This window comes from Devosia yakushimensis (genome assembly GCF_030159855.1).
Lineage (GTDB): Bacteria > Pseudomonadota > Alphaproteobacteria > Rhizobiales > Devosiaceae > Devosia > Devosia yakushimensis.
Genome location: NZ_BSNG01000001.1, coordinates 571,651 through 596,414 on the forward strand (window position 1 = coordinate 571,651; position 24,764 = coordinate 596,414).

The 24,764-nt window shown below is 63.2% G+C and carries 24 protein-coding genes; 8 read left to right on the forward strand and 16 right to left on the reverse strand.

From position 1 onward, the window contains the following. Positions 1 to 17: 17 nt before the first annotated feature. Positions 18 to 809 (forward strand): pyrroline-5-carboxylate reductase, encoded by a 792-nt coding sequence (gene proC / locus QQL79_RS02695; protein WP_284392803.1) that lies wholly within the window; start codon positions 18 to 20, stop codon positions 807 to 809. A gap of 96 nt (positions 810 to 905) precedes the next feature. Here the strand turns inward: proC and QQL79_RS02700 are convergent, their stop codons facing one another. Beyond that, the gene (locus QQL79_RS02700) at positions 906 to 1,397 is read right to left on the reverse strand and encodes a MarR family winged helix-turn-helix transcriptional regulator (RefSeq protein ID WP_284387663.1); all 492 of its coding nucleotides are present in this window, start codon (positions 1,395 to 1,397) and stop codon (positions 906 to 908) included. 164 nt (positions 1,398 to 1,561) lie between these two features. On the opposite strand from QQL79_RS02700, the gene QQL79_RS02705 reads away from it, so the two are divergent. Beyond that, positions 1,562 to 2,452, forward strand: a complete 891-nt coding sequence (locus QQL79_RS02705) for a branched-chain amino acid aminotransferase (protein ID WP_284387664.1) — start codon at positions 1,562 to 1,564, stop codon at positions 2,450 to 2,452. Between the two features lie 568 nt (positions 2,453 to 3,020). On the opposite strand, the gene QQL79_RS02710 is transcribed toward QQL79_RS02705, so the two are convergent. The 6 genes from QQL79_RS02710 to QQL79_RS02735 all read right to left on the reverse strand — a co-directional run bounded on the left by QQL79_RS02710 (position 3,021) and on the right by QQL79_RS02735 (position 8,622). After that, positions 3,021 to 3,467 (reverse strand): molybdenum cofactor biosynthesis protein MoaE, encoded by a 447-nt coding sequence (locus QQL79_RS02710; RefSeq protein WP_284387666.1) that lies wholly within the window; start codon positions 3,465 to 3,467, stop codon positions 3,021 to 3,023. A 1-nt stretch (position 3,468) separates the two neighbouring features. Further along, positions 3,469 to 3,720 carry a molybdopterin converting factor subunit 1 gene (moaD, locus tag QQL79_RS02715; RefSeq protein ID WP_284387668.1) on the reverse strand — a complete coding sequence of 84 codons (252 nt, stop codon included), beginning with the start codon at positions 3,718 to 3,720 and terminating at the stop codon, positions 3,469 to 3,471. Continuing rightward, positions 3,717 to 4,283, reverse strand: a complete 567-nt coding sequence (gene pgsA, locus QQL79_RS02720; RefSeq protein ID WP_284387669.1) for a CDP-diacylglycerol--glycerol-3-phosphate 3-phosphatidyltransferase — start codon at positions 4,281 to 4,283, stop codon at positions 3,717 to 3,719. Before pgsA ends, moaD begins: the two co-directional genes overlap by 4 nt. A gap of 259 nt (positions 4,284 to 4,542) precedes the next feature. Further along, positions 4,543 to 5,616, reverse strand: coding sequence for a 3-deoxy-7-phosphoheptulonate synthase (locus QQL79_RS02725; protein ID WP_284387670.1), 1,074 nt, complete (start codon positions 5,614 to 5,616; stop codon positions 4,543 to 4,545). A gap of 334 nt (positions 5,617 to 5,950) precedes the next feature. Continuing rightward, positions 5,951 to 7,843: an excinuclease ABC subunit UvrC gene (gene uvrC, locus QQL79_RS02730; protein ID WP_284387672.1), complete on the reverse strand. Its 1,893-nt coding sequence runs from the start codon at positions 7,841 to 7,843 to the stop codon at positions 5,951 to 5,953. After that, positions 7,840 to 8,622, reverse strand: a complete 783-nt coding sequence (locus QQL79_RS02735; RefSeq protein ID WP_284387674.1) for an SDR family oxidoreductase — start codon at positions 8,620 to 8,622, stop codon at positions 7,840 to 7,842. The genes uvrC and QQL79_RS02735 overlap by 4 nt, the downstream gene beginning before the upstream one ends. Before the next feature lie 222 nt (positions 8,623 to 8,844). On the opposite strand from QQL79_RS02735, the gene QQL79_RS02740 reads away from it, so the two are divergent. Together QQL79_RS02740 and QQL79_RS02745 are read left to right on the forward strand one after the other, a co-directional pair. Further along, a complete protein-coding gene (locus tag QQL79_RS02740; RefSeq protein ID WP_284387677.1) occupies positions 8,845 to 9,174 on the forward strand; it encodes a hypothetical protein in 330 nt (109 codons plus the stop codon). Positions 9,175 to 9,257: 83 nt separating this feature from the next. Continuing rightward, a complete protein-coding gene (locus QQL79_RS02745; protein ID WP_284387679.1) occupies positions 9,258 to 10,181 on the forward strand; it encodes a DMT family transporter in 924 nt (307 codons plus the stop codon). Positions 10,182 to 10,217: 36 nt separating this feature from the next. Here the strand turns inward: QQL79_RS02745 and QQL79_RS02750 are convergent, their stop codons facing one another. The 3 genes from QQL79_RS02750 to QQL79_RS02760 form a co-directional block, all read right to left on the reverse strand. After that, the gene (locus QQL79_RS02750) at positions 10,218 to 10,718 is read right to left on the reverse strand and encodes an SH3 domain-containing protein (protein ID WP_284387681.1); all 501 of its coding nucleotides are present in this window, start codon (positions 10,716 to 10,718) and stop codon (positions 10,218 to 10,220) included. Positions 10,719 to 10,912: 194 nt separating this feature from the next. Continuing rightward, positions 10,913 to 11,893: a ParB/RepB/Spo0J family partition protein gene (locus tag QQL79_RS02755; protein WP_284387683.1), complete on the reverse strand. Its 981-nt coding sequence runs from the start codon at positions 11,891 to 11,893 to the stop codon at positions 10,913 to 10,915. A gap of 113 nt (positions 11,894 to 12,006) precedes the next feature. Beyond that, positions 12,007 to 12,429: a winged helix-turn-helix transcriptional regulator gene (locus tag QQL79_RS02760; protein ID WP_284387684.1), complete on the reverse strand. Its 423-nt coding sequence runs from the start codon at positions 12,427 to 12,429 to the stop codon at positions 12,007 to 12,009. Positions 12,430 to 12,577: 148 nt separating this feature from the next. On the opposite strand from QQL79_RS02760, the gene QQL79_RS02765 reads away from it, so the two are divergent. The 4 genes from QQL79_RS02765 (at position 12,578) to hemH (ending at position 17,298) form a co-directional block, all read left to right on the forward strand. Beyond that, on the forward strand, positions 12,578 to 13,366 hold the full coding sequence (locus tag QQL79_RS02765; RefSeq protein WP_284387685.1) for a creatininase family protein: 789 nt from the start codon (positions 12,578 to 12,580) through the stop codon (positions 13,364 to 13,366). Between the two features lie 3 nt (positions 13,367 to 13,369). Continuing rightward, positions 13,370 to 14,272, forward strand: coding sequence for a LysR family transcriptional regulator (locus tag QQL79_RS02770; RefSeq protein WP_284387687.1), 903 nt, complete (start codon positions 13,370 to 13,372; stop codon positions 14,270 to 14,272). A gap of 9 nt (positions 14,273 to 14,281) precedes the next feature. Further along, positions 14,282 to 15,967, forward strand: coding sequence for a HoxN/HupN/NixA family nickel/cobalt transporter (locus QQL79_RS02775; protein ID WP_284387689.1), 1,686 nt, complete (start codon positions 14,282 to 14,284; stop codon positions 15,965 to 15,967). 305 nt (positions 15,968 to 16,272) lie between these two features. Further along, positions 16,273 to 17,298 carry a ferrochelatase gene (gene hemH / locus QQL79_RS02780; RefSeq protein WP_284387690.1) on the forward strand — a complete coding sequence of 342 codons (1,026 nt, stop codon included), beginning with the start codon at positions 16,273 to 16,275 and terminating at the stop codon, positions 17,296 to 17,298. A gap of 149 nt (positions 17,299 to 17,447) precedes the next feature. Here hemH and QQL79_RS02785 read toward each other — a convergent pair whose 3' ends face one another. The 6 genes from QQL79_RS02785 to QQL79_RS02810 form a co-directional block, all read right to left on the reverse strand. After that, positions 17,448 to 18,176, reverse strand: coding sequence for a FadR/GntR family transcriptional regulator (locus tag QQL79_RS02785; protein WP_284387692.1), 729 nt, complete (start codon positions 18,174 to 18,176; stop codon positions 17,448 to 17,450). 73 nt (positions 18,177 to 18,249) lie between these two features. Continuing rightward, positions 18,250 to 19,449, reverse strand: a complete 1,200-nt coding sequence (locus QQL79_RS02790) for an aminotransferase class V-fold PLP-dependent enzyme (RefSeq protein WP_284387694.1) — start codon at positions 19,447 to 19,449, stop codon at positions 18,250 to 18,252. Position 19,450: 1 nt separating this feature from the next. Beyond that, positions 19,451 to 20,335, reverse strand: a complete 885-nt coding sequence (locus tag QQL79_RS02795; protein WP_284387696.1) for an ABC transporter permease — start codon at positions 20,333 to 20,335, stop codon at positions 19,451 to 19,453. After that, the gene (locus QQL79_RS02800; protein WP_284387698.1) at positions 20,332 to 21,261 is read right to left on the reverse strand and encodes an ABC transporter permease; all 930 of its coding nucleotides are present in this window, start codon (positions 21,259 to 21,261) and stop codon (positions 20,332 to 20,334) included. Before QQL79_RS02800 ends, QQL79_RS02795 begins: the two co-directional genes overlap by 4 nt. 10 nt (positions 21,262 to 21,271) lie before the next feature. After that, entirely contained in the window at positions 21,272 to 23,032 is a 1,761-nt protein-coding gene (locus tag QQL79_RS02805; RefSeq protein WP_284387700.1) for an ABC transporter ATP-binding protein, read from the reverse strand. Positions 23,033 to 23,100: 68 nt separating this feature from the next. After that, positions 23,101 to 24,705 (reverse strand): peptide ABC transporter substrate-binding protein, encoded by a 1,605-nt coding sequence (locus QQL79_RS02810; RefSeq protein ID WP_284387702.1) that lies wholly within the window; start codon positions 24,703 to 24,705, stop codon positions 23,101 to 23,103. Between the last annotated feature and the right edge of the window lie 59 nt (positions 24,706 to 24,764).

Genomic DNA, 24,764 nt, shown 5'->3' on the forward strand with positions numbered 1-24,764 from the left:
GCGATATCGGGCCGGTCATGCTGGTTGGCGCCGGCAAAATGGGCTTGGCCATGGCCAAGGGTTGGCTCGACGCGGGGCTGCCGACCAGCAATCTCATTCTGATCCACCCGTCGCCGGGTGAGTACACCAAGGCGTTTGCCGAGGATTATGGGCTGCAGATCTATGCCGAGGCCAGTGGGTTGTTGCCCAATGTGCTGGTGCTGGCGGTCAAGCCCCAGGTTATCGACGGGGTGATGGAAACCTTGCGGCCGGTTGTCGGGCCGCAAACGCTTGTTGTCTCGGTTGCGGCGGGCATCGATATTGCCCGGCTGGCGCGAGGGACGGGGACGGGGCGGGTGGTGCGCACCATGCCCAATACGCCGGCGCAGATCGGTAAGGGGATTACCGGCGCTGTTGCGGCTCCAGATGTGACGGCTGCCGAAAAGGCGAGCGTGGATGCATTGTTGAGCGCGTCCGGCCAGGTAGTCTGGCTGGCCGATGAAGGCGATATCGATGCGCTGACGGCCATTTCCGGGTGCGGCCCGGCCTATGTGTTCAACATGGTCGAGGCCCTGGCGGCCGCCGGCGAGCAGCAGGGGCTGGCTCCGGCGCTGGCCATGCAATTGGCCCGGCAGACTGTGATTGGCGCTGCGGCGCTGATGGAGGCCGATCCGGCGCCGGTTGCGGTGTTGCGGCAGAATGTGACCTCGCCCAAGGGGGTAACTGCCGAGGCCCTGGCGGTGTTGATGGCCGATGATGGGCTGACGCCGCTGATGGAGCGGGCGGTGGATGCGGCGCGGAAGCGGAGTGAGGAATTGGGGCGGAGCTAGTTCTTTGCGACTCCTGCACTAGGGCGCGCCGACCCCCACGCTCGGCCCCTCTCCCTCAAGGGGCGAGGGAGGCTCGGTGGGTGGGACGATCTGGCGCTACAGCCCGCCCGTCAAATTCAAGCGATCCAGTACCGTGCGATCACCCGGTTCGACCATGCCGACCAGAAACCGCCGGACGAGGCGGGCCCCTTCGGGGGGGAGGGCGTTGATGGCGGCGTCGATGCGGCTGGCTTGGGAGGCCGAGAGGGTGGCGAAGAGCTGGCGGCCCTTGTCGGTGGCGAAAAGCAGGCGTTGGCGGCGGTCGGAATGGCCGGTTTTCTGCTCGATATAGCCGTTGTCGATCAATTGGCGGAGCACGCGGGCAAGACTCTGCTTGGTGATCTTGAGGATATCGAGCAGGTCGGCGACGGGCATGCCGGGCCGCAGATTGACGAAATAGAGCACCCGGTGGTGGGCACGGCCAAAGCCCTGGCGCTCCAGCAGGGCATCGGCATCGCCGGTAAAATCCCGATAGGCAAAGAAAAACAACCCCATGATATCGAGCGGCAATGCGCCGCGATCCACGGTGGTGGAATTTATGTCAGCCATGTTGACATTTTTTTGGTTTGCTGCCATTGTCTTCCCATCGGACGCCAATCAGTCTTATCCCAAAGCCTTTGTGGTTTGCCAAGGGCTTGGGCCTGGGGCATGATCGGCGCCAAAGCGCTGTGCCGTTGTGGCATCAGCATAATCATAGGATGCGGGAGAGGATCATGGCAGGCGTGCCAATGGACCAGCGCGATGGCTGGATCTGGTTTGACGGCGAGTTCAAACCCTGGAAGGACGCAAAGATTCACGTGCTGACGCACGGGCTGCATTATGCCAGCTCGGTGTTTGAGGGTGAGCGCGCCTATGGCGGCGAGATTTTCAAGTCGCGCGAGCATACCGAACGGCTGATCCGTTCGGGCAAGACGCTGGATTTCACCATTCCCTGGTCGGTCGAGCAGATCGAGGAAGCCAAGCGCCAGGTGCTGGAAAAGAACGGTCTGGTCGATGCCTATGTGCGTCCCGTGGCCTGGCGCGGCTCGGAAGAGCTGAGCGTTCCCGCGCGCAATAACAAGGTGCATCTGGCCATCGCTGCCTGGGTGTGGCCGAGCTATTTCTCGGTCGAGGAAAAGCTCAAGGGTATTCGGCTCGAATGGAGCAAGTGGAAGCGCCCGTCGCCGGAGACGATCCCGTCCTCGGCCAAGGCTGCCGGTCTTTATATGATCTGCACGCTCTCCAAGGACGCGGCCATGGCCAATGGCTATGCCGATGCGCTGATGCTGGACTATCGTGGCTATGTGGCTGAGGCCACGGGCGCCAATGTGTTCTTCATCAAGGGCAAAGAGATCACGACGCCAACGCCCGATTGCTTCCTCAACGGCATTACGCGGCAGACGCTGATCGATCTGGCCAAGCGCAATGGCTTCACGGTGACCGAGCGGCATATCCTGCCGGAGGAGCTAAGCCAGTTCGACGAATGCTTCCTGACCGGCACGGCCGCGGAAGTGACGCCGGTGAGCGAGATCGGCGAGTTCAAGTTCACGCCGGGCGAGGCTTGCCGGACGCTGATTGATGCTTATACGGCGGAAGTGCAGCCGAAGCGGGCAGCGGCGGAGTAGGGCTTTTTGCCATTGTGAGTTCAGGAGGCCGGGTGGAAGCCCGGCCTTTTTTTGTTTTTGGTGGGAGGCGTTTGGGTGGTTGGGGCGTGATGGTCAAACACCACGGTTCTCCCTCGGGCTTGACCCGAGGGCCTCTCCCAACCCGGCACAAGCGGCGGGTGGCCGTCGGGTCAAGCCCGAGGGAGAGCGGTGGGTGGGGTGAGTTTGGGCGTTCCCAAGCGATGTTCCTTGCACGGTGTCATCCCGGCGGGGAGGCCGGGATCCATGCTGTGCTCTCTCCTCACATGGGATGGGTGGATGGCCTTCAGCATGGATTCCGGCCTTCGCCGGAATGACATCGGGGGGTGGTTTGCACCTTCCCCACCAAAACCACCGTTGCTTTACTCGGGCTTGACCCGAGGATCATTCGCCGCTTGTGCCGGGTTGGGAGAGGCCCTCGGGTCAAGCCCGAGGGAGGCGATTGTGGGTGGGACGGGTTGGAGCGGGCATGCCCTCGGTAGAGCTCGAAGGAGCGATTGCGGTGGGGCTGGGGTCGCTACGTGGGGTAGCGGTTGCCTGTCGCTGCGCGCTACTCCCACCGCGCCTTGGCTTGGTCGTCGTCGGATTTGGCCTCTACCCAGTGCTCACCCCGCGCCGTTTGCTCCTTCTTCCAGAAGGGGGCGTCGGTTTTGAGGTGGTCCATGATCAGCTGGGCGGCGTCGAAGGCGGGTTGGCGGTGGGCCGAAAGGGTCATGACCTGCACGATCGGCTCGCCGGGCAGCATGCGGCCATAGCGGTGGATGATGGTGACGTCGGCCAGGTGGAAGCGCTCGGTGGCCGTGGTGGCGAGGGCGGTGAGCTGGTTGATGGCGAGCTCGGGATAGCAATCGAGCGTCAGCGTCAGAATGGGATCGTCGGGCAGGGAGCGGACAAGGCCGGTAAAGGTCACGGCGGCGCCGGCGGCGGCACCGCGGGCGATGAAGGCGTTGGATTCGGCGCCGGGATCGAACGGGGTCTGGGTGACGCGGATGTCCATGTCAGCCGCCGGTCATGGGGGGGAAGAGAGCCACGGTGTGGGCGCCGGCGAGGGAGGCGTCGTGTTGCACCAGTTTGGCGTTGATCGCGGCTTTGATGAGGCTGCGTTTTTCCAATGCCAGGGCCGCGGCTTCGTCGCGGGCGGCGAGCCAATCGAGCAGGTTGGCGATGGTGGTGACTTCGGGGGGGAGGGTCACATCTTCCTCGCCCGTATTGAGGCGTTCGCGCAGCCAGGCGAAATAGAGGATTTTCATTTGGATTCGCCCGACAGATGCGGCCAGCTGGCGCGCAGATATTGCCAGCCGGTCCATAGCGTCAGGATGCCGGCGGCCCAAAGCACGATGTCACTGATCAGGCCCAGGCCGGGCACGATGCCTTCGACCAGCACGATGGCGAGGGCCACCAATTGCACTGTGGTTTTCCATTTGGCGAGCTGGCTGACCGGCAGGACCACTTCGGCATTGCCGAGGAATTCGCGCAGGCCCGAGACGAAGAATTCGCGAAACAGGATGGCGGTGACAGGGATCATGTCGAGGGCGGAGAGGCTCCCGTCCCAGGCCAGGGCGGCGATGAGGATGCCGACGAGGAGCTTGTCGGCAATGGGGTCGAGCATGCGGCCGAGGGGGGAATATTGATTCCAGGCGCGAGCCAGATAGCCGTCGAGCCAGTCGCTGGCGGCGGCGAGGATGTAGAGCACCAGCGCGAGAATGCGCAGCGCGGTGCTGCCTTCCATCACCAGGGCGACAATGGGGATGATCGCGAGAATGCGCGCGATGGTGATGAGATTGGGGACGAGCAGGAGCGGGTTTCTGGCCATGAGGGGACAGAACAGGATGGGGGCGAGGGGGTCAAGATGGTTTGACCGGGGATCGGAGTACCCCCTCCTAGCCTCCCCCTGATAGGGGGAGGGATCTCTTCGTGCTTGGGGCTGGATTGAGTTTTGGCCACAAGGCGGTTCCTCCCCCTATCAGGGGGAGGTTAGGTGGGGGTAATGAGAGCCCCAATATTCGGGCTAGCCGCCCCCCTCCCTTGATCCCTCCCCGCGAGGGGGAGGGTGTCGACTTAGAGATTGTTGGTTATGCCACCGCCTGATTGGTCGCCGCGCGGCGTTGGGTTACCGACTCGGCCAATGCTTGCAGCGCCGTGACCGTGGTGTCCCAATCGATGCAGCCGTCGGTGATGGACTGGCCGTAGGTCAGCGGCTGGCCGGGGATAAGGTCCTGGCGGCCGGCGACGAGGTTGGATTCGATCATGACGCCGATGATGCGGCGGTCGCCGGCGGCGAGTTGGTGGCCGATATCGGCGAGGACCAGCGGCTGGTTTTCCGGCTTTTTGGACGAGTTGGCGTGGCTGGCGTCGATCATGATGGTGGCGGGCACGCCGGCTTTGGTGGCGGCCTTGGCAGCAGCGTCGACATTGGCGGCGTCGTAGTTGGGCACTTTGCCGCCGCGCAGGATGACGTGGCAGTCCTCGTTGCCGGTGGTGGAGGCGATGGCGGAGCGGCCATTTTTGGTCACGGCCATGAAATGGTGCGGCTGGCTGGCGGATTTGACCGCGTCGAGCGCGATCTGCAGATTGCCGTCGGTGCCGTTCTTGAAGCCGACCGGGCAGGACAGGCCCGAGGCCAGCTCGCGGTGGATCTGGCTTTCGGTGGTGCGGGCGCCGATGGCGGCCCAGCTGACCAGATCGGCAATGTACTGAGGCGTCGTCATGTCGAGGAATTCGCAGGCGGCGGGCAGGCCCAGATTGTTGATGTCGAGCAGCAGGGCGCGCGCGGTGTGCAGGCCCGTATCGATGTCGAAAGTACCGTCGAGATTGGGGTCGTTGATCAAGCCCTTCCAACCCACGGTGGTGCGGGGCTTTTCAAAGTAGACACGCATGATGATCTCAAGCCGGTCGCCAAGGGTTTCGCGCAGCGCCACGAGTCGCTGCGCGTAATCCATGGCGGCCCTGGTATCGTGGATCGAGCACGGGCCGACGATGACGGAGAGGCGGTCGTCATTGCCGGCCAGAATATTATGCAGATCATGGCGGGCGCTGATGACGGTGCGCGTGGCCGCATCGGTGCGCGGATGCTGGCGCATCACCTCGATTGGGGTGGTCAGTTCGGTGATGGAATTGATCCGCAGATCATCGGTGGTCTTAAGCATTTGTCGGTTCCTCGGTGTGTCTTGCTCGACGGCGGCCAACAAAAAAGCCGCCTCGTGGGTCGGGCGGCTGGCTTCGGGTTTGGTCGTCTCTTGGTGAGATCAGATCAAGCGCACAATAGCCTCCGCCGGGAGCGGATAGCTAAAATACCAAAACGAGATGGTTGCGACGGAGATCATGGCAGGAGATGTAGCGCGGGTTTGGGCAAGAGTCGAGGGGGGAGATATTGGACGTTTGGAGGGGGAGCGAATGGAAGAGTCTTGGGTGGGGCACCCCCTCCTAGCCTCCCCCTGATAGGGGGAGGGACAGGCTGGTGGGTGGGATGGACCGTGCCCCTCAGTCTACGCGATTGAAATGATCGTAGATCAGCTGCGCCATGGCGCCGGAAATGCCGGGGACGGCTTCGAGATCGAGCAGGCTGGCGCGGCCCACCGCCTTGGCGGAGCCGAAATGGTTGAGGAGCGCGCGTTTTCTCGTGGGGCCGATGCCTTCGATTTCGTCGAGGGGGTTCTTGATGGCGTCTTTTTTGCGCTTGGCGCGGTGGGTGCCGATGGCGAAGCGGTGGGCTTCGTCGCGCAGGCGCTGGACGTAGTAAAGGACCGGGTCGCGGTGAGGGAGCATGAAGGCTTCGCGGCCTTCCATGAAGAATTTTTCGCGGCCGGCATCGCGCTCTTCGCCCTTGGCGATGCCGATAAAGGTCACTTCCTTGGGCAGGTTGAGTTCGGCAATGACCTCACGCACGGCGTTGAGCTGGCCGGCGCCGCCGTCGATGAAGACCACGTCGGGCCAGTCCGGCATGCCGGTATTTTCGTCTTCGGCGTCGTTTTCGCTTTCATTGGCGAGGCGGGTGAAGCGGCGGGTCAGCACTTCGCGCATCATGCCGAAATCGTCGCCGGGGGTGATCGACGTCGATTTGATATTGAACGTGCGGTAGAATTTCTTGGCGAAGCCTTCCTCCCCCGCGACCACCATGGCGCCCACGGCATTGGTGCCAGAAATGTGGGAGTTGTCGTAGGTTTCGATGCGGCGGGGCACCTCTTCGAGGCCGAAGGTTTCGGCCACGCCTTCGAGCAGGGTGCGGTTGGTGGCGCCTTCGGCGAGCTGGCGGCCCAGCGCTTCGCGGGCATTGTTGAGGGCGTGATTGACCAGGTCGCGCTTTTCGCCGCGCTTGGGTTGTTCGATATAAACGCGGCGGCCGGCGCGGGTGGAGAGGGCTTCTTCCATGACGTCGGGTTCGGCCAGGTCGTGGCTGATGAGGACGAGGCGGGCCGGGGTGCGGTTTTCGTAGAATTGGCCGATAAAGGCTTCGAGCACTTCGGCATCGCTGAGGCTGGCATCGGCGCGGGGGCGATAGGGGTAATTGCCCCAGTTCTGGAAGGCGCGGAAGAAGAAGACCTGCACGCAGAACTGGCCGCCTTCGTGGTGGATGGCGAAGACGTCGGCTTCTTCGACTGATTTGGCGGTGCCGTCGCCCTGGCTCTGGATGAGCGCGAGGGCGGAGAGGCGGTCGCGGATGAGGGCGGCGCGCTCGAAATCGAGCTGTTCGGCGGCCTGGTTCATGTCGCGCTGCAGGTGGTCGCGCACGCCCTGGGACTTGCCGGAGAGGAATTGGCGGGCGTCTTCGACCAGCTCGCCATAGCCTTCGAGGCTGATTTCGCGGGTGCAGGGGGCGGCGCAGCGCTTGATCTGGAATTGGAGGCACGGGCGGGTGCGGGCGGCGTAGAAAGAGTCCGAGCAATTGCGGAGGAGGAAGGCTTTTTGCAGGCTCGCTATGGTGCGGCCGACGGCGGTGGCCGAGGCGAAGGGGCCGAAATAATGGCCTTTGCGGCGTCTTGTGCCGCGATGCTTGGTCAGTTCGGGCGCCTCGTGATCGGTGGCGATCAGGATATAGGGGAAGCTCTTGTCGTCGCGCAGCAACACGTTGAAGCGGGGTTTGAGCCGCTTGATCATGTTGGCTTCGAGCAGCAGCGCTTCGGACTCGGTTTCCGTGCGCACGAATTCCATGGTCACGGTAGCAGCGATCATGCGCTGGAGGCGCACTTCGAGGACATCGGGGCGGGTGTAATTGGTGACGCGGGCCTTGAGATTGCGGGCCTTGCCCACATACATGACCTCGCCTTCCGCATCGAGCATGCGGTAGACGCCGGGGGCGGCGGGCAGGGTGCGCACGAAGGCGCGGATGACTTCGTGGCCGCTGGGCGGGGGCGGAGTGGCGATATCGTCGGTCATGATCGTGGCGTCGGCCCGCGGCGGGCCGGGAATTCGAGATGTTCGCCGCCATCGAGGGCAAGCATCTGCCCGGTCATGCTGGGTAGGTTCAGAATGGCGATGACGCCCTGGGCGATGCCCGCGGCATCGGCGGCGGTTTGCAGGGGCAGTTCGGCGCGGCGCTGGTCGAACTTGGCCTGGGGGATATGCGGCGGCGCGACGGCGGGGCCGGGGGCGACGGCATTGACGCGAATGGCGGGCGCCAGGGACTGGGCCAGGGTGCGCGTCATGGTCCAGAGCACCGACTTGCTCAGGGTATAGCTGAAATAGGCGGGGGAGAGATCGAGCACGCGTTCGTCGATGATGTTGATGATATTGCCCGTGGCACCCTGGGGCAGTTGGGCGGCGAAATCGCGCGAGAGGAAGGCGGGGGCCTCGGCGTGGATGGCGAAGTGAGTGTCCCAGAGGTTTTCGTCGAGATCGCGGGCGCTGTCGCGTTCGTAAAGCGAGGCATTGTTGATCAGGATGCCGAGGGGGCCGAAGGGCCGGGTGGCATCGGCCATGAGGCGGGCGCGCTGGCTGCGATCGGCGAGATCGGCCTGGACGATTGCGGCGCGGCCGCCAATGGCTTCGATGTCGGACGCGACTCGGCGGGCGCCCGTTTCATTGCTGCGATAATGGATGATGACGGGGTGGCCGGCCCGGGCCAGGGCCAGCGCAATGGCCGCGCCGATACGCTCGCCGGCCCCGGTGACAAGGGCGGCGGAAGCGGGCAGCGATTCGGGTATTGGCAAAGTCATGGATGGCTGGATTCGGTGGTTTTGCGGGACCATAGGCCGCTTTGGGCTGGCACATCAATCTCCGCGTACATATGGGGAACGCTGAAATATTCGCCAAATCCCTAGCCAAGCATCCTGACAGAATTAGACAGTAGTCATGTCCTTTTGTTGCGCAACAATCGGCAGTACATTGTGAATGTCCGTGGGGCGGAGGGCTCGCACGGCGTCCAGAAGAGGGACATCATGGAAGTCATCGTACCTATTCTCGTGCAGTTGATTGCCGGTGGGGCCGGCGGAAACGTGATCGGCCAGATCGTCAAAAGTCTCAATCTCGGACCGACCGGCAACACGATCGCTGGCGCTGTTGGTGGCGTCGGCGGCACCTGGCTCGCCAGCCTGATCCCCGGCCTGAGCGGCCTGGTGGGCGGAGCATCGGCTGCGGCAGCGACGGGCGCTGCCACGGGCGGGCTCGACATTGGTGCACTGGTCGGCCAGGGCGCCACGGGTCTGGTCGGCGGCGGCATCCTGACCGCCATTGCCGGCATGATCAAATCGGCGACCGCCAAGGGCTAAGTTTCGTCAGCTCCTTGCGAGTTCCCGCGCTCCGGTTCGGCCCGAATCGGAGCGCCATTCAATGACTGGCGGCGACCTTTTTCATGTCCGTTACTGCAGCAGACGGGCGCAGCGATCTTGTCGGCCGCGCCATCCTCCTGACGCTTGTGACCATTGCCGTGTTCGGCGCGCAGGATGCGATTTCCAAAATCCTGGTGCAGAATTATTCGACCTTCCAGGTCACGATGATGCGTTATTGGGGCTTTGCCGCCTTTTCGCTGTGGCTGGTGATGCGCCAGGCGCCGCTGCGGCAGGCGTTGAGCTCCCGAGTGCCGCTGCTGCAGGTGCTGCGCGGCTCGCTGTTGATCATCGAAATCTGGTGTTTTGCGCGGGCGCTGCAGAGCGTGCCGCTGGGCGAATTGCAGGCGATTTCGCTGGTCTATCCGCTGCTGGTGACGCTGTTCGCCATTCCGCTCCTGGGCGAAAAAGTCGGCATTTTCCGCTTCGTCGCCGTGCTGGTGGGTTTTGCCGGGGCGATGATCATCGTGCGGCCGGGTGGGTTACCGCTTGATTGGGGGGTGGCCTTTGCCGGGCTTTCCTCGGTGCTCTATGCGCTTTACCTCGTGATCACGCGCAAGGTCAGCCAGTATGACAGCGCGGCCACCAGCATGGCCTATACCGGGGTGGTGGGGCTGGTGCTGTCGAGCGCGGTGGGCGTGTTCTTCTGGGAGCCCATGGGCTGGATCGATGTGATGCTGATCTGCATCATCATGGTGACGACCTGCGCGGGCCATGGGCTGATGATCTATGCGCTCTCGATGGCGCCGGCCAGCGTGATCCAACCTTTCAACTATTTCTCGCTGCCCTGGGCGATCCTGCTGAGCGCGGTGGTGTTCGGGCATTGGATCGACGGGATATCGCTGATCGGGGCGGTGATCATCGTGGTGGCGGGGCTGGTGGTGATGGCGCGGGAGCGAATGCGCAAGGTGGCCGTGGCGCCCGAGCCGGGCCTGCCTGGTCATGAATGAGAAACGCCGCCCCGAGGGGCGGCGTTGTTATTTTGGCTAGTTGCCCATGCAGACGTAGCCGTTCGGGCCATTGAAGCAGACGCTGCCACCGGGATTGCCGGGATATGGACGCGGCGGGCGGCCATCCCAACCACCACCCCAATGGGGCGGGCGCGGGCGATCCCAGCCACCACCCCAATGGGGCGGACGCGGGGGACGCGGGTTCCAGACCGGCGGGGGCGGAGGCGGACGGTTCCAGCCATTGTCCCAGCCACCACCACCCCAGCCGCCGCCATTGCCGCCGGCGCTCAGGTAATTGGCCGAGACCCAGCCATCGGGGCCGCGCTTTTCCACATAGCACCAGCTGCCGCGGCACTGCTGCACATCGACCTGTTCGCCACGGCGCAGCGTGTCGACGACGCCATAACCGGTGCCCGGGCCGGACCGGACGTTAACATTGCTGGTGACATAGGCCGGGGCAGCCATAGCGACCGTCGCCGTTGCAAGCATTGCAAACGCCGCCAGTCCGCCAGCGATGAGTTTGTTCCTCAAAGCCATTGTTGAACTCCTTATCCCTGTTAAGCACCTCTGTGCCTGTGAGCAGAGAAAACACCATTGTCGATGAACTGGAGCTGAATGGGTTGGTCATGTGGGAGTGGGGTGGGCGCTGTGCGAACTAATGGGGCGCGCCACCGATGCACTCCGTTTAGTTACAAGCATGTCGCACTCTAAGGAAGCGCGACATGCAGCCGTCACTTGGTCACGTCGTCCCCCATGCTTAGTGCCCCGCTGATCATTCTCGACAATAGGAGGGCGCGCGCGTCGCCGCCCTTCTCGTCGCGGACAACACTGCTCAACTCCGCCATTGGGAAGCGACGCAGCGTTGGTACTAACTTATCAGAATCGAAGTCTTCTGGAGGATCGACAAAAATGCGCACAAGCGCTCCAAAGATTGAAGCGCCATGTGTAAGCGGCTGCTCCTTGTACGCTTCTGCCATGGAGGTCAGGGCGGCCGACACAATTGCATCACCGTGCCTGCGACGCGCAGTGGCGATCGAAGAGGTAAACGTAACTTCACCTAGCTTCCGTGTGGTAGCTGAGGTGCTTCGGGAAACGGCTAACCCTGCCTCCGACACAAGCCGCTGGATGTCCAGGGCATCCTCGTCTCCAGCCGCAAGGGCAGCGTGGAAGTCGTCCATACGGTTCACTGCCTTCCGCGCCCTATTCGCAACAATAAACATGCGGGCTTCGTCCTCTGGGCTGTCGTAGGTAAAGAGGCAACATGGCAGTTGGGGCAAATCACCCCGACGTATCGCTGCCGCCCATCGATGCTGTCCATCGATAATCACCTTCAAGTCACCTTGCCGACGAGATACCACCAAAGGCGCACAGAGCCGCCAGTCAAAATTTGCAGCAATGCTCGCAATAAGGCGGCGCGACCCATCATTGTCGATAGATCGCTGATAGGAACTGTCGACACTGAGGGAGGCGGCGAAGCCTGCCAGAAGCTCCGGCACCTCTTCCGCTTTACGACTCCATAACTTGCCACGATATTCGAGGACGACATGACCAATATGGACACGAGCGAGGCCGAGGGCAGTTGGGATTATGAAGGTTCCATTGGGAGATCTGTCTTCCGATATTCGATGTTGTATCCAATATGGTATCGTCGAACCGTCATTGACCCACGTGCGAATGCCTCCGGCCAGAGACTCCTGTTGGTATTGCGACACGATTATTCTCCTGAAATGTCGCGGGCACCGTGCGCACGACGCTCTACGCTATGGCGGCCGTATTTCATTGGAGAGAACAAGTTAGCGAGCGCCTAGGCGCATAGCGTTGGCGTCTAAAGCTTCAGCAAATCCACGAAGCGCTTGAGCGTGGTGGCGAGTTTTTTGCGGTGTTTGGGTTTGAGTTCGCCCAATAGGGCCTCTTCGAGCTGGGTCCAGTGGTCGGAGAGGCCGTTGCGGATGCGGATGCCGCGGTCGGTGAGGGCTATGCCGGGGGCGAGTTCGGGGCCGACGGCCTGGGGACCGACCAGGCCGCGGTCGATGAGGCGGGCGAGGCGGGCCTCGAGATTGTCGAGCGGCAGGCCGAGTGTGGCGGCGAGGTCCGCCTGGGTGGCGCCGGAGCGGCCGAGTTCGAAGAGGATGGCATCGTCGCCCGGCTCAAGTCCGCGCTCCGCCAGGGGCAGCAGCAGGGCCCGGTGGGCCAGCTGGCCGGCTTCGATCAGCCGGTAGAGCGTTGAGCGGGACGAGGGTTTGGACATAAGCGGGAAAATAGTCCGAACTCCTTGGGCGCGTCGATCAGCCATTCCATCCTATCGTTAATCGGGTAACGACCAAGGCCCGTTATTGTTCACTGCGCGCAGATGAGTTATGCGTTGATTGCCCCCATAAAATCGAACGGAGCGCAGCTTGGCCACCCATTTTGCCGAACAGCTGACCGCACCGGAATTTGCCCGCTTTGCCGGGCCACAGACTATTGCCGTGCTGCCCGTGGCGGCGATCGAGCCGCATGGGCCGCATCTGCCGCTGTCGACCGATTGCGATATCGCCCGGGGGCATTTGAGCCGGCTGGCGGCGTATGTGAGCCCTGAGCGGGATGTGCTGGTGCTGCCATTGCAGGCGATCGGACATAGTCTGGAGCATTCGGGATTTGCCGGCGTGTTTACCCATAATGCCGAGACGCTGCTGCGGGCCTGGACCGATGTGGTGGATGCGGTTGTTACGGCGGGGGTGCGCAGGCTGATCGTGGTTTCGAGCCATGGCGGCAATTCGGAAGTGGTGGGGCTCTTGGCGACGCGGCTGCGGGCGGAGCGCGACATGCTGGCGGTGAATGCCGCATGGCTGCGGTTCGGGCAGCCGGAAGGGCTGTTTGACGCGGATGAGCTGGAGCATGGCATTCATGGCGGGGATGTGGAAACCTCGCTGATGCTGCATTACCGGCCCGAGGCGGTGCGGGGTGGGCATCTCGCCGACTTCGCTTCGGCGGCAATGGAGTGGGATGCCGGGACGGCCTGGCTCAAGACGCATGGGCGGACACGGCCGGGCTGGTTGAGCCGCGATCTCAACCCGCAGGGGGCGATGGGCAATGCCCTGCTGGCGAGTGCGGAAAAGGGGGCGGCGAGCGCCGAGCATGCGCTGACCGGGTTTGCCCAATTGATTGACGAGGTCGCCGCGTTTGACCTCGGCAGGCTGGAGTAGGACATGACACAGGATCTCGCCCGCATTCGCGCCTTCGTGCAGGTGTTCGATTCCGGCGGCTTTTCGTCGGCGGCGCGCCAGCATGGGCGGTCCAAGGCGCTGCTCAGCAAGTATGTGACCGATCTCGAGGATTATCTGGGCGTGCGACTGATGAACCGCACCACGCGCAAGCTGAGCCTGACCGAGGCGGGGGAGGCTTATTATCGCGAGGCCAGCGCGCTGCTGCAGCAACTGGACGACCTCGACGCGACGATTACCGACCAGACGGCCGAGCCGCGCGGCCTGTTGCGGGTGTCGGCGCCGCGCAATTTCGGCGAGGACACGCTGGCGCCGGCGATTTTTGCGTATCTGGCCAAATATCCCAAGGTGACGCTCGATCTGCGGCTGGAGGATCGCTATGTCGATCTGGTCGATGAAGGGATCGATGTGGCGCTGCGGATATCGACGCTGCAGGATTCTTCGCTGATCGCGCGCAAGATTGCCGATATGCATATCGTGATCGGGGGCGCGCCATCGCTGCTCAAGACGCTGGGAACGCCCGAGCATCCCGATGCATTGCGGACCATGCCCTGCATTGTGGATACCAATCTGCAGGGGCAATCGAACTGGCGATTCATCGATGAAGATGGCAAGACCATCTCCATTCCGGTCAGCGGGCCGGTGCGGGTCAATTCTCCGTTAGCGGCGCGGCAGGCGGCCATTCTCGGTCTCGGCTTTGCCGCATTGCCCTCCTACCTCGCTGATCCGGCAGTGGCTAAAGGTGAGCTCGTTCCTGTGCTTACCCGCTATCTGCCGACCGGCCAGACGCTGCAGGCGGTGTATCCGCACCGGCGGCATCTGGCGGGCAAGGTGCGGGCGCTGATCGACCATCTGGTCGAGTGGTTCCAGACGCATCCGATCAGTTAGGGGCGCGGTGTGACGGTTTGGAATTTTGCCCGCCGGGTGGCGGTGGTTTTGGCCGGGCTGCTGGCCCTGATGACGCCGGCCTGGGCGCATCCGCATATTTTCATCGACGCCAAGGTGAATGTGGTGTTCGACGACAGCGGGGCCGTCATCGGGCTCAAGCATGACTGGACGTTCGACGCGGCATTTTCGGCCTGGGTGATCCAGGGGCTCGACACCAATGGCGATGGGGTCACGAGCTCGGAGGAAATGCAGGGCCTGGCCGACGAGAACATGACCGGGCTGGCCGATTTCGAATTCTATACCTTTGCCGGCTCGCAGGACGATCTGCTGCATTTCCAGCCCGCGGGCGACCAGCGCATGGTTTACGAGGATGGGCGGGTGACGCTCAGCTATTCGCTCAAAACCGAGCGCCCGCATCCGGCCGGGCCGCGGTTCGAGCTGGGGGTTTATGACCCGGACTATTATGTGGCGATCACCTTTGCCGATCCCAGCGATGTGACGCTGGAGAATGCGCCAGGCAATTGCGCGGTGAGCCTGGATCCGCCCAAGGAAATGGATCCGGCCGTGCAGGAGCGGCTCTTTGCGCTGGGGCCCGATGTAATGGAATTGCCGCCCGACCTCGCTGCGGCGATGCGGGGCACGCAGGGCATGATTGTCATCACCTGTGGTGATGCGCCGCCGGCGGCGCCGGCCACGGCGCTCGATGCGGTCAATAATGTGGCGGTGGCAAAGCCTTCCATGCCTTTTGGCGGGCCGCCGCCGGAGCCAGGACTCAACCTGCCGCGCACCGGGTTTTTCGGCTGGCTGCAGGAGCAGCAGCGGCATTTCTATGGGGCGATGAATGCGTCGCTGGCGGCGCTGCGCACCGATTGGACGGCATTCTGGCTCCTGGGCGGACTGAGCTTTCTTTATGGCGTGTTCCATGCCGCGGGGCCCGGGCACGGCAAGGTGGTGATCTCATCCTATATGCTGGCCAATGAAACGCAGGTGCGGCGCGGGGTGATCCTGAGCGTCATCTCGGCGATGATCCAATCGCTGGTGGCGGTGCTGTTCGTGCTGGTGGCGGCCGGTATTCTGGGGATGACCAGCATTGCCATGGGCGATGCGGCGAACTGGATCGGCATCGTCTCCTATGGGCTGGTGGCGCTGCTGGGCCTGTGGCTGATCGCGCGCAAGATTTTTGGCTGGGGGCATTCGCACCACCACCATCAGCAGCCCGATGACATGGCGAAGAAAGCGCATGCGCATCTGCATGAGCATGATGAGCACGAGCATCATCATCATCATGATCACGACCATGGGCATGATCACCATGATCATGATGAGCACGGCCATGACCATCACGATCACCAGCATATCGTGACGCCGGAGGCGGCGAGCGGGACGTGGCGGGAGCAATTGGGTGTGGTGCTGGCGGTGGGGCTGCGGCCTTGCTCGGGGGCGCTGGTAGTGCTGGTCTTTGCACTGTCGCAGGGGTTGCTGGCGGCGGGGATCGTTGCCGTTTTCCTGATGGGCGCGGGGACGGCGATCACCGTGGCGGCGCTGGCGACGCTGGCGGTGACGGCCAAGGGGCTGGCGCGGAAAATTGGCGGCGTCGATAACCCGGTGACGGGGGCTGTGCTGTGGTGGGCGGAGCTGGCGGGGGCCGTGCTGGTGCTGGTGTTTGGTGTGTTGTTGCTGATTGCGAGTTTGTAGGGGGCTTTTCCATCCACAATGTCATCCCCGCGAAAGCGGGACCTCCGCTTTGGATGCAAGATTGGCAAACAGAGGTTCCCGCTTTCGCGGGAATGACGCGGTGGGGAAATGGACATTGAAGCATGGGCGAGCGCAGAACCCCTCACCCTGTCAATTCTGCTGGACGCAGAATTGCCGTCCCTCTCCCTCAAGGGGAGAGGGGAGGTCGGTGGTGAAGAAAGCGCGACCCATCGCCGCCTTGCGGTTATGGCGTTAGGCGTTATGGTGCGCCCAAACGTTAGAATTCTTCCAAACAGCTCCATTTCATGTCCCAAGCTTTTCCCGCCGATCATCCGCCTGCGCAGACGCCGAAAATCGGCGTGGTGCTGCTCAATCTGGGCACGCCCGATGGGACGGATTATTGGAGCGTGCGCCGTTATCTCAAGGAATTCCTGAGCGATCCGCGTGTCATCGAGACGCCCAAATGGCTGTGGTGGCCGATTCTCAATCTCGCCATCCTCAGCTTCCGACCGCAGAAAAGCGGGCATGCCTATGCGCAGATATGGGACAAGGAAAAGAATGAAAGCCCGCTGCGGGTGATTACCCGCGACCAGACCGAGGCGCTGGCGCAGCGGCTGGCGGGCGAGAGCAATGTGATGGTGGATTTTGCCATGCGCTATGGCAATCCATCGACCCGCAGCGTGCTGGACAAGCTGCAGCAGGCGGGGTGCCAGAAGATTTTGCTGGTGCCGCTTTATCCGCAATATTCGGCGACGACGACCGCGACGGCCAATGACAAGGCGTTCGATGCGTTGGCCGAGATGCGCTGGCAGCCGGCGGTGCGGACGGCGCCGGCCTATTATAGTGATGCCAAATATGTCGAGGTGCTGGGCAATTCGATCCGTGATGGCGTTGCCGCGCTGGATTTCGAGCCCGATCTGGTGCTGACCAGCTATCACGGGCTGCCGCAGAGCTATGTCGATCGCGGCGACCCCTATGAGCATGATTGCCGCGAGACGACGCGCCTGGTGGGCGAATATCTGGGCTGGCCCGAGGGCAAATTGCTGGTGACGTTCCAATCGCGGTTCGGGCCGACCAAATGGCTGGAACCGGCCACGGCCGATACGCTGGAGAAGCTGCCGGGGCAGGGCGTCAAGAAAGTCGCGATCCTGGCGCCGGCCTTTTCGGCTGATTGCATCGAGACACTGGAAGAAATCGCCATGCAGGGGAAAGAGACCTTCATGCATGCGGGGGGCGAGCGGTTTGCCTATATTCCGTGTTTGAATGACACCCCGGCGGGCATGGATATGATCGAAGCCATGGTGCGGCGGGAATTGGCGGGCTGGCTGTAGGGCCAATCGACATTCAGCTGATGCTGGCCTGCAAATGGCAGTTTTCTGCGCTTCCGGTGCTCACGTACCCAAAAGTACGCTGCGCGCCGGTTCTCGAAAACCATCACTTTCGGCTCAGCCTGAGTGAATGTCGATTGGCCCTAGGGCGATCAGCCGGGCTTGCCGCCTTCGATGATGGCTTTGACTTCGCGCTCCACCGTATCGAGCAGGTGATTGATCACCGAGACGGCCAGTTCCGGGTCGGCGGCCACGATGGCGTCGGCGAGGTCGCGGTGGATGGGGAAGGAATCGAGCCCGAAATTGTCGGCGGCAAAGGGGGATGAGCCGCCACGCTCAAGGGCGTGGTCCAGGTTGACCAGCAATTGGCCATACATGGGATTGCCCGAGGCGTCGTAGATGGCGCCGTGGAAGGCGTGGTCGGCCTTGCGCCAGGGGCGGCCGGCATTGACTTCGATCAGCAGCAGGTCGCAGAGGCGGGAGATTTCCCGGCGCTGGGCTGGGGTGGCGTTGATCGTGGCCTTGCGGACGACGTCGTTTTCGAGCGTGCGGCGGATTTCCATGAGGCGGAGCAGGGCTTCGCCTTCGAGGCGGACCATGGTGGGCACGAGGCCGCGCGAGGTTTGCACGCGAGCCGAGAGATAGGTGCCGTCGCCGCGGCGGCGCTTGATGATGCCCAGGCCCTCCCAGCGATTGAGGGCTTCGCGGATGGTGGAGCGGCCGACGCCGAGCGTGGTGGCGAGGGAGACTTCGGGCGGCAGGCGATCGCCGATGGTGAGGCCGGCGCGCTCGATCATTTCGGCAAGCGCATCCAGCACCGCCACGCCGCGCGTGCGGGTTTCCAGCGGTTCGAGATAGCTCAATGCGCCTTCACGTGTCACCGTGCCGACTCTCCTCCGATGCGGCTCTATCAGCCACACACCATAGTTTGCGGCGCTTGTCAGCTTTTTGCCGCTATGAGGCCTGCCGTTTCGCACCGGCCGTGAGCCCGAGCAGGTCGGTCAGGGCCCCGATCAGCAGATCCATTTGCGGGCGGGAATTGTAGCCCTGCACCGACAGGCGGGCGATGCAGGTGTCCTGCCATTTGAAGACCGGGATTTCGATATTGTATTTGTCGAGCAGCGCGTCCTTGACCGCGACGACATCGCATTCGGGAAGTGGCATGGCGACCATTTGTGGAGCGCAGAATTGGGAGGCACTGAGCGGGGCCAGGCCGGTCAATTCGCCGAGGCGGCTTGCGGTGTCCTGGGCGAGCTGTTGGCAATGGGCGGCCACGGACGTCCAGTCATTGTCGCGGCGGAAATCGAGGGCGGCGGGGACGGTAAGCCAGGGAGCGGGGTCACGGGTGCCCTGCATTTCGATGCCGTCGATGAAGGGGGAATTGCCGAATGCGCCTTTGGCGCCGGGCTGTTTGCTGTCGATGGTCCAGCCATGGCTGATGACCAAGGGATTGAGCAGGTTCTGCACTTCGGGGCGGGCGTGGAGGAAGGCCGAGCCTTTGGGGGTCATCAGCCATTTGTGGCAATTGCCGGAATAGAAATCGGCGCCGAGTGCGTCGAGGTCGAGCTTGATATGGCCGGGGGTGTGGGCGCCGTCGATGACGCTCCAGATGCCGCGTTTGCGGGCTTCGGCGATGGAGCGCTCGATGGGGAAGAGCAGGGCGGTGGGGGAGGTGATGTGGCTGAGGAACAGCACTTTGGTGCGCTCGGTCATGCCGGCAATGATGGTGTCGGTGAATTGGGCTTCGGTAAGCAGCGGCATGGGCACCTTGACCACGACGATCTCGGCGCCGGTGCGGCGGGCGACATAGGCCCAGGTTTTTTCGAGGGCGGAATATTCGTGATCGGTGGTGAGGATCTGATCGCCGGGTTTGAGGTCGAGCGATTGGGCGACGATGTTGAGGCCGGTGGTGGCGTTGGTGAGGCCGACGAGGTCGTCGGAAGAACAGCCGAGTTCGGCTGATAGCGCGATGCGGGGCACACGCATGGTCTCGGTGAGGTTGCGGCCGAGAAATTCCACCGGTTGGCGTTCGAGGTCGAGCTGCCAGCGCTGGTAGGTCTCAAAGACCGGGCGCGGGCAGGCGCCGAAGGAGCCGTGGTTGAGGAAGACGACATCCTCGCGGAGGAGGAATTGCCGGGCGAGATTTTCAGACACTTCAGCGGCCTTTCAGGGTCGGATCGAGCGCATCGCGCAGGCCATCGCCGAAGAGGGTGGTGGCCAGAACGGTGATGGCGAGGGCAGCGGTGGGGAAGAGAGCGAGATGCCAGTAAAAGAACATGAAGTCGATGCCTTCGCTGATCATCTGGCCCCAGGTGGCGGTGGGTGGCGGCACGCCGATGCCGAGGAAGCTGAGGCTGGCCTCGAGCATCATGGCGAGGGGAATGGCCAGTACGAAACCCACGATGATGGGCGAAACGCAATTGGGGATGAGGTGGCGGCGAATGATGTACCAGGGGGAAGCGCCGAGCGCCTGGGCGGCGCGGACGAATTCCTTTTCGCGGAAGGCCTTGATCTCGGCGCGGACCAATAGGCAGACATTGACCCAGCCGAAAAGCGCCGCGATCAGCAGGATGGTGAAGTAGCCGCCGCGCGTGAGGGCGCCGAGCAGCATGGCCGCGAGCAATGGCGGGACCACTGAGAACAGCTCGATGACGCGCATGATGAACCAGTCGGTCTTGCCGCCGAAATAGCCGGCCAATGCCCCCAATGGGATGCCGATGATGACGCTGAAAATGGCGGCGCTGAAGCCGATGGTCAGCGAGACACGGGCGCCATAGACGATGCGGGTATAGAAATCGCGGCCGAGATTATCGATGCCGAACCAATGCTGGGCGGAGGGGAAGGCCAGCGCTTCGGCACGGAAGGTCTGCGCGGTCGGATCGGACGGGGTGATCAGCGGAGCGAAGATGGCCATGAGGATCAGGATGGCGAGCACAAGGCCGCCGGCAATGGCCGCGCGGTTGCCGGCAAAGCGCTTCCAGGCGAACCAGAACGGGCTGCGCTGGCGGTATTTGGGGGCGGTGACGAGGGCCTCGCTCATTGACTGCCTCCGGTGCGAATACGGGGATTGAGCCAGGCATAGGCGATGTCGCTGAGGAGATAAGCGATGCAATACATGAAGGTGATCATGAGCATCAGCGCCATTTCGAGGGGGTAGTCGCGGGTCTGGATGGAGGAGACGAAATAGGCGCCCAGGCCCGGTACGCGGAACATGGCCTCGACGAAAATGGAGCCGGTGGCGGTGCCGATGAACATGGGCAGGAAGACCGTGACCATGGGGATGGCTGAATTGCGCAGCACATGCTGGAAGATGATGCGGCGTTCGCTGAGGCCCTTGGCGCGCAGCACCGTGACGAAGGGGCGGTTGAGCGTATCGAGCATGGCCGAGCGGGTATAGCGGGCATAGGTGGCGATGGGGATGGCCGCGTAGGCAACGATGGGCAGGATCCAGCGCTCGGGCTTGCCCCAGCCGCTGGCGGGGAGCCAGTTGAGCCAGACGGCGAAGACCAGGATCAGCAGCATGGAGGTGACGAAGACCGGCACGGTCAGGCCCAGGGTGGCGAAGCCCGAGGCGAGATAATCGATCCAGGTATTGCGATTGAGGGCGGCGGCCATGCCGAGCAGGATGCCGAGCGGGGTGCCGATGAGGACGCCGAGGCCGCCGAGCACCAGGCTTGGTATCCAGGCGCGGGAGAGGAGCTGGATGACGGTTTCGCCGGGGCTTTGATAGGGCACGCCGAAATCGAATTGCAGTACGCCGGTCATGTAGCGGACGTACTGGACCCAGAGCGGCTGATCGAGGCCGAGGCGGCTCATCAATTGCTCGCGTACGGCGGCGGAGACGGGCATGTCATTGCCATCGAAGGGTCCGCCGGGAATGGAGTGCATCATCAGGAAGATGATGAGCGACACCACGAAGAAGGTGACGGCGACGGAGAGGAGGCGGCGGAGGATGTAGAGGATCATGCCGGGGGCCTCATGTCGTCACAATCGCTTCGACGCGGTGGTTGGGGGCGATGGTGATCAGTTGCGGGTCGGGATGGGGCGCGAGGCCGGTTTGGATCACGGTGTAGCGCGGGGTGGCCGCGGCGATGTCCTCGGCGGCGAGGAAGGTGCGGGTGCGGCGGTCGCGCGGATTGGTGGCGGGAATGGCGTCGAGCAGAGCGCGGGTATAGGGGTGGCGCGGATTGGCGAAGATTTCGGCGGTGGGCGCGGCTTCCACCACGCGGCCGCGATACATGACGATGACGCTGTCGGTCAGCGATTTGACCGTGGAGAGATCGTGGCTGATCAGCAGCATGGAGAGGCCCATTTCGGCCTGCAGCGCTTTCAATAGCCCAATGATCTGCGCCTTGACGGTGACGTCGAGGGCGGAGGTGGGCTCATCGGCGACGAGGACTGTGGGTTCGAGAATAAGTGCGCGGGCGATGGCGACGCGCTGGCGTTGGCCGCCGGAGAGTTCGTGCGGGTAGCGGGAGCCGAAATTGCGGTCGAGGCCGACGCGTTCGAGCCAGTCGAGCGCCTGTTCGGTCTGGTCGCGCGGCGTGCCGATGCCGTGGATATGCAGCGGCTCGGCAATGATCTGGGCCAGCGTCATCATCGGATCGAGCGCGGAATAGCTGTCCTGGAAGACGATCTGCATGCGGCGGCGATAGGCCTTGAGGTCATCGGGGCCGAGGGCGGAAATATCGGCGCCATCGACCAGGATCTGGCCGCTGGAGGGCTCCGTGAGCCGCATGGCCATGAGACCGGTCGTGGTTTTGCCCGAGCCGGATTCCCCCACCAAGGCGACGATCTGGTTACGCGGCAGCACCATGTCGACCGCGCGCACGGCGTGGAAGTCGCCATAGGTGCTGCCAAAGAAGCCATTGCGCCGGCGGATGCGATAGGCCTTGGCGAGGCCGCGCAGCTCGAGGGCGGGCGCCGCATCATCAGGGGCGGGCGAGGATTTGCTGTAACCGGCGCGGAGGCTGGCGAGCAGCGATTTGGTGTAATCGTCCTTGGGGGCGTCGAAAATCTGCTCGACCGGCCCTTCTTCCCTGACCTCGCCATTATACATGACCAGCACGCGATCAGTGGTCTCGGCGATGACACCGAGATCGTGGGTGATCATGATCAGCGCCATGCCGAACTCGGCCTGCACCTTCTTGATGAGCTGGAGTATCTGGGCCTGGATGGTGACGTCGAGCGCGGTGGTTGGCTCGTCGGCAATCAGGATTTTGGGCCGGCAGGACAGGGCCATGGCGATCATGGCGCGTTGCAGCATGCCGCCGGAAAGCTGGTGCGGGTAATAGCCGAGAATATCCCTGGCGTTCTTGATTTCGACGCGCGGCAGGAGCTGCTCGGCTTCCTTCATGGCCTCGCGCTTGCTGGTGGCGCGGTGGGCGATGATGGTTTCGGCAATCTGGTGGCCGATGGTGAAGACCGGATCGAAGGCGGTCATCGGGTCCTGGAAGATCATCGCGGCGGTGCGGCCGCGCAGGCGTTCGAGGTCTTCCTTATTGGCTGATAGTACGTCCACGCCGTCGAGTTTCAGCGTGGTGGCTGACACATTGGCGGTGGCGGGCAGCAGGCGCAGCAGGGCGCTGCAGGAGACCGATTTGCCGGAGCCGGATTCCCCGACAATGCCGAGGCTTTCCCCTTCATTGACGTGAAAGCTCACGCCGCGCACCGCATCGACCTGGCCGCCATATTGGCTGAAGCTGACCTTGAGGCCGGATATTTCGACGAGGGGCATAGTCATCCCTGGTTTTGGAAAAAGGACGCTTCCCGGCCTGGGACCCGGGAAGCGTTTGGCTGGTGCGACTACTGCTTGGTCAGGTGCGTGAAGAAGTAGTGGCCGAGCCGGTCGAGCGGGGTGAAGCCCAGCGAATTGGGCGTCGCCGCATCGCCGCCGAGCTGGTCGGAGATCACGGCAATGGTGATCGGATGGACCAGGGGGACGATTTCGGCTTGGTCGATCATCACCTGTTCGGCCTGGGCATAGAGCTTGAGGCGCTCTTCCCAGACGGGTTCGGAATCCGCCTTGGCGACCAGGTCGTCATATTCCTGCACATGATAGCCATGGCGGCCGCCATTGTAGAAAATGCCGTAGAAGTTGGACGGATCGAGATAGTCGTATTCGTAGGGGGCGATGAAGATATTGTTCTTCTTGTTAAGCAGGCCATCCATCCAGTCCTGGCCGGGCAGGACGCGGATATTCATGGTGATGCCAAGCACTTCCTTGAACTCGGCCTGCAGATATTGGGCCATGGCCGGGACGATGGCGCCATTGTAGCCGCCCTCTTCGCGGTACCAGATTTCGATTTCAGGGAAGCCTTCGCCATTGGGGAAGCCGGCGGCAGCCAGATGTTCCTTGGCTTTCTCAGGATCGAAAACGGCCTGGGCGGCGATCTCCGGATTATAGCCGGGATAGCCGGGCGGCAGGATGGAGCCGGCGGGGATAGCAATGTCCTTGAGGACGGTCGAGGTCAGCTCGGCGCGGTCGACCGCATAGTAGAGCGCCCGGCGGACATCGACATTGTCGAAGGGCGGCGAATCCATGTCGAATGAAATGTAGGACGTGGCGAACACGGCGTTCTTGCGGATGCCGTCGGGGAAGCGCTGGGTGGCGACCGGGACCTGTCCGGTATTGAGGAAGGAATAATCGGCGTCGCCGGCGAGGAAGGCGGGCAGGCCGACTTCGGGCGCGGCCAGGGTGGGGTCGACCTCAAGGCGATCGATCTGGGCCTGCCAGGGACCGGTATAGGTATCGGACTTGGTCAGCACGACCGAATTGTTGGACTTCTCCCAGCTTTCCAGATCGAAGGGGCCGGAGGAAACGACGGTGTCGACATTGAGGGCCCAATCGTCGCCCAGCTTGTCAACGACATGCTTGGGGACGGGATACCAGAGGCTGGTGACTGAGGGCAGGTAGGGCTTGGGCGCATTGGTGGTGACCTCGATGGTGAGGTCATCGACCGCCTTGAGGCCAAGCGTCGAGACGTCGGCCTTGCCTTCGGTGACTTCCTTCCAGCCCTTGATGCCGCCGGCAAAGTCCCAATACCAGGCAAAGTCATAGCCGGTGGTGGCGGCGCGCTGCAGGGCGAAGACATAATCTTCGGCGGTGAGCGGTTCGCCATCGGACCAGACCAGGCCCGGACGGAGCTTGAAGGTCCAGGTCAGGCCATCCTCGGACTGGCTCCAGCTTTCCGCCGCCATGGGCGTCAGCTCGAATTCCTTGTCGAAGGTCGCCAGCGGTACCTGCAGCAATTCGGCCAGGGTGGCGCGGGCATAGACGGTCTTCATGTAGTCCATGTAGGTGCCGGTGGTGACGCCACTCGGCGCGACAATCGTGGTTTGCGCCAGTGCCGGCACGGTCAAAGCCGTGGCGACGGCCAGCGCAGCGGCTGCCTTCAACACTATGTTCATAAGCTCCCTCCTTGGTGCAGAGCCATTCGGACGTTCCCTGATGCCGGCTGTCTGGACGG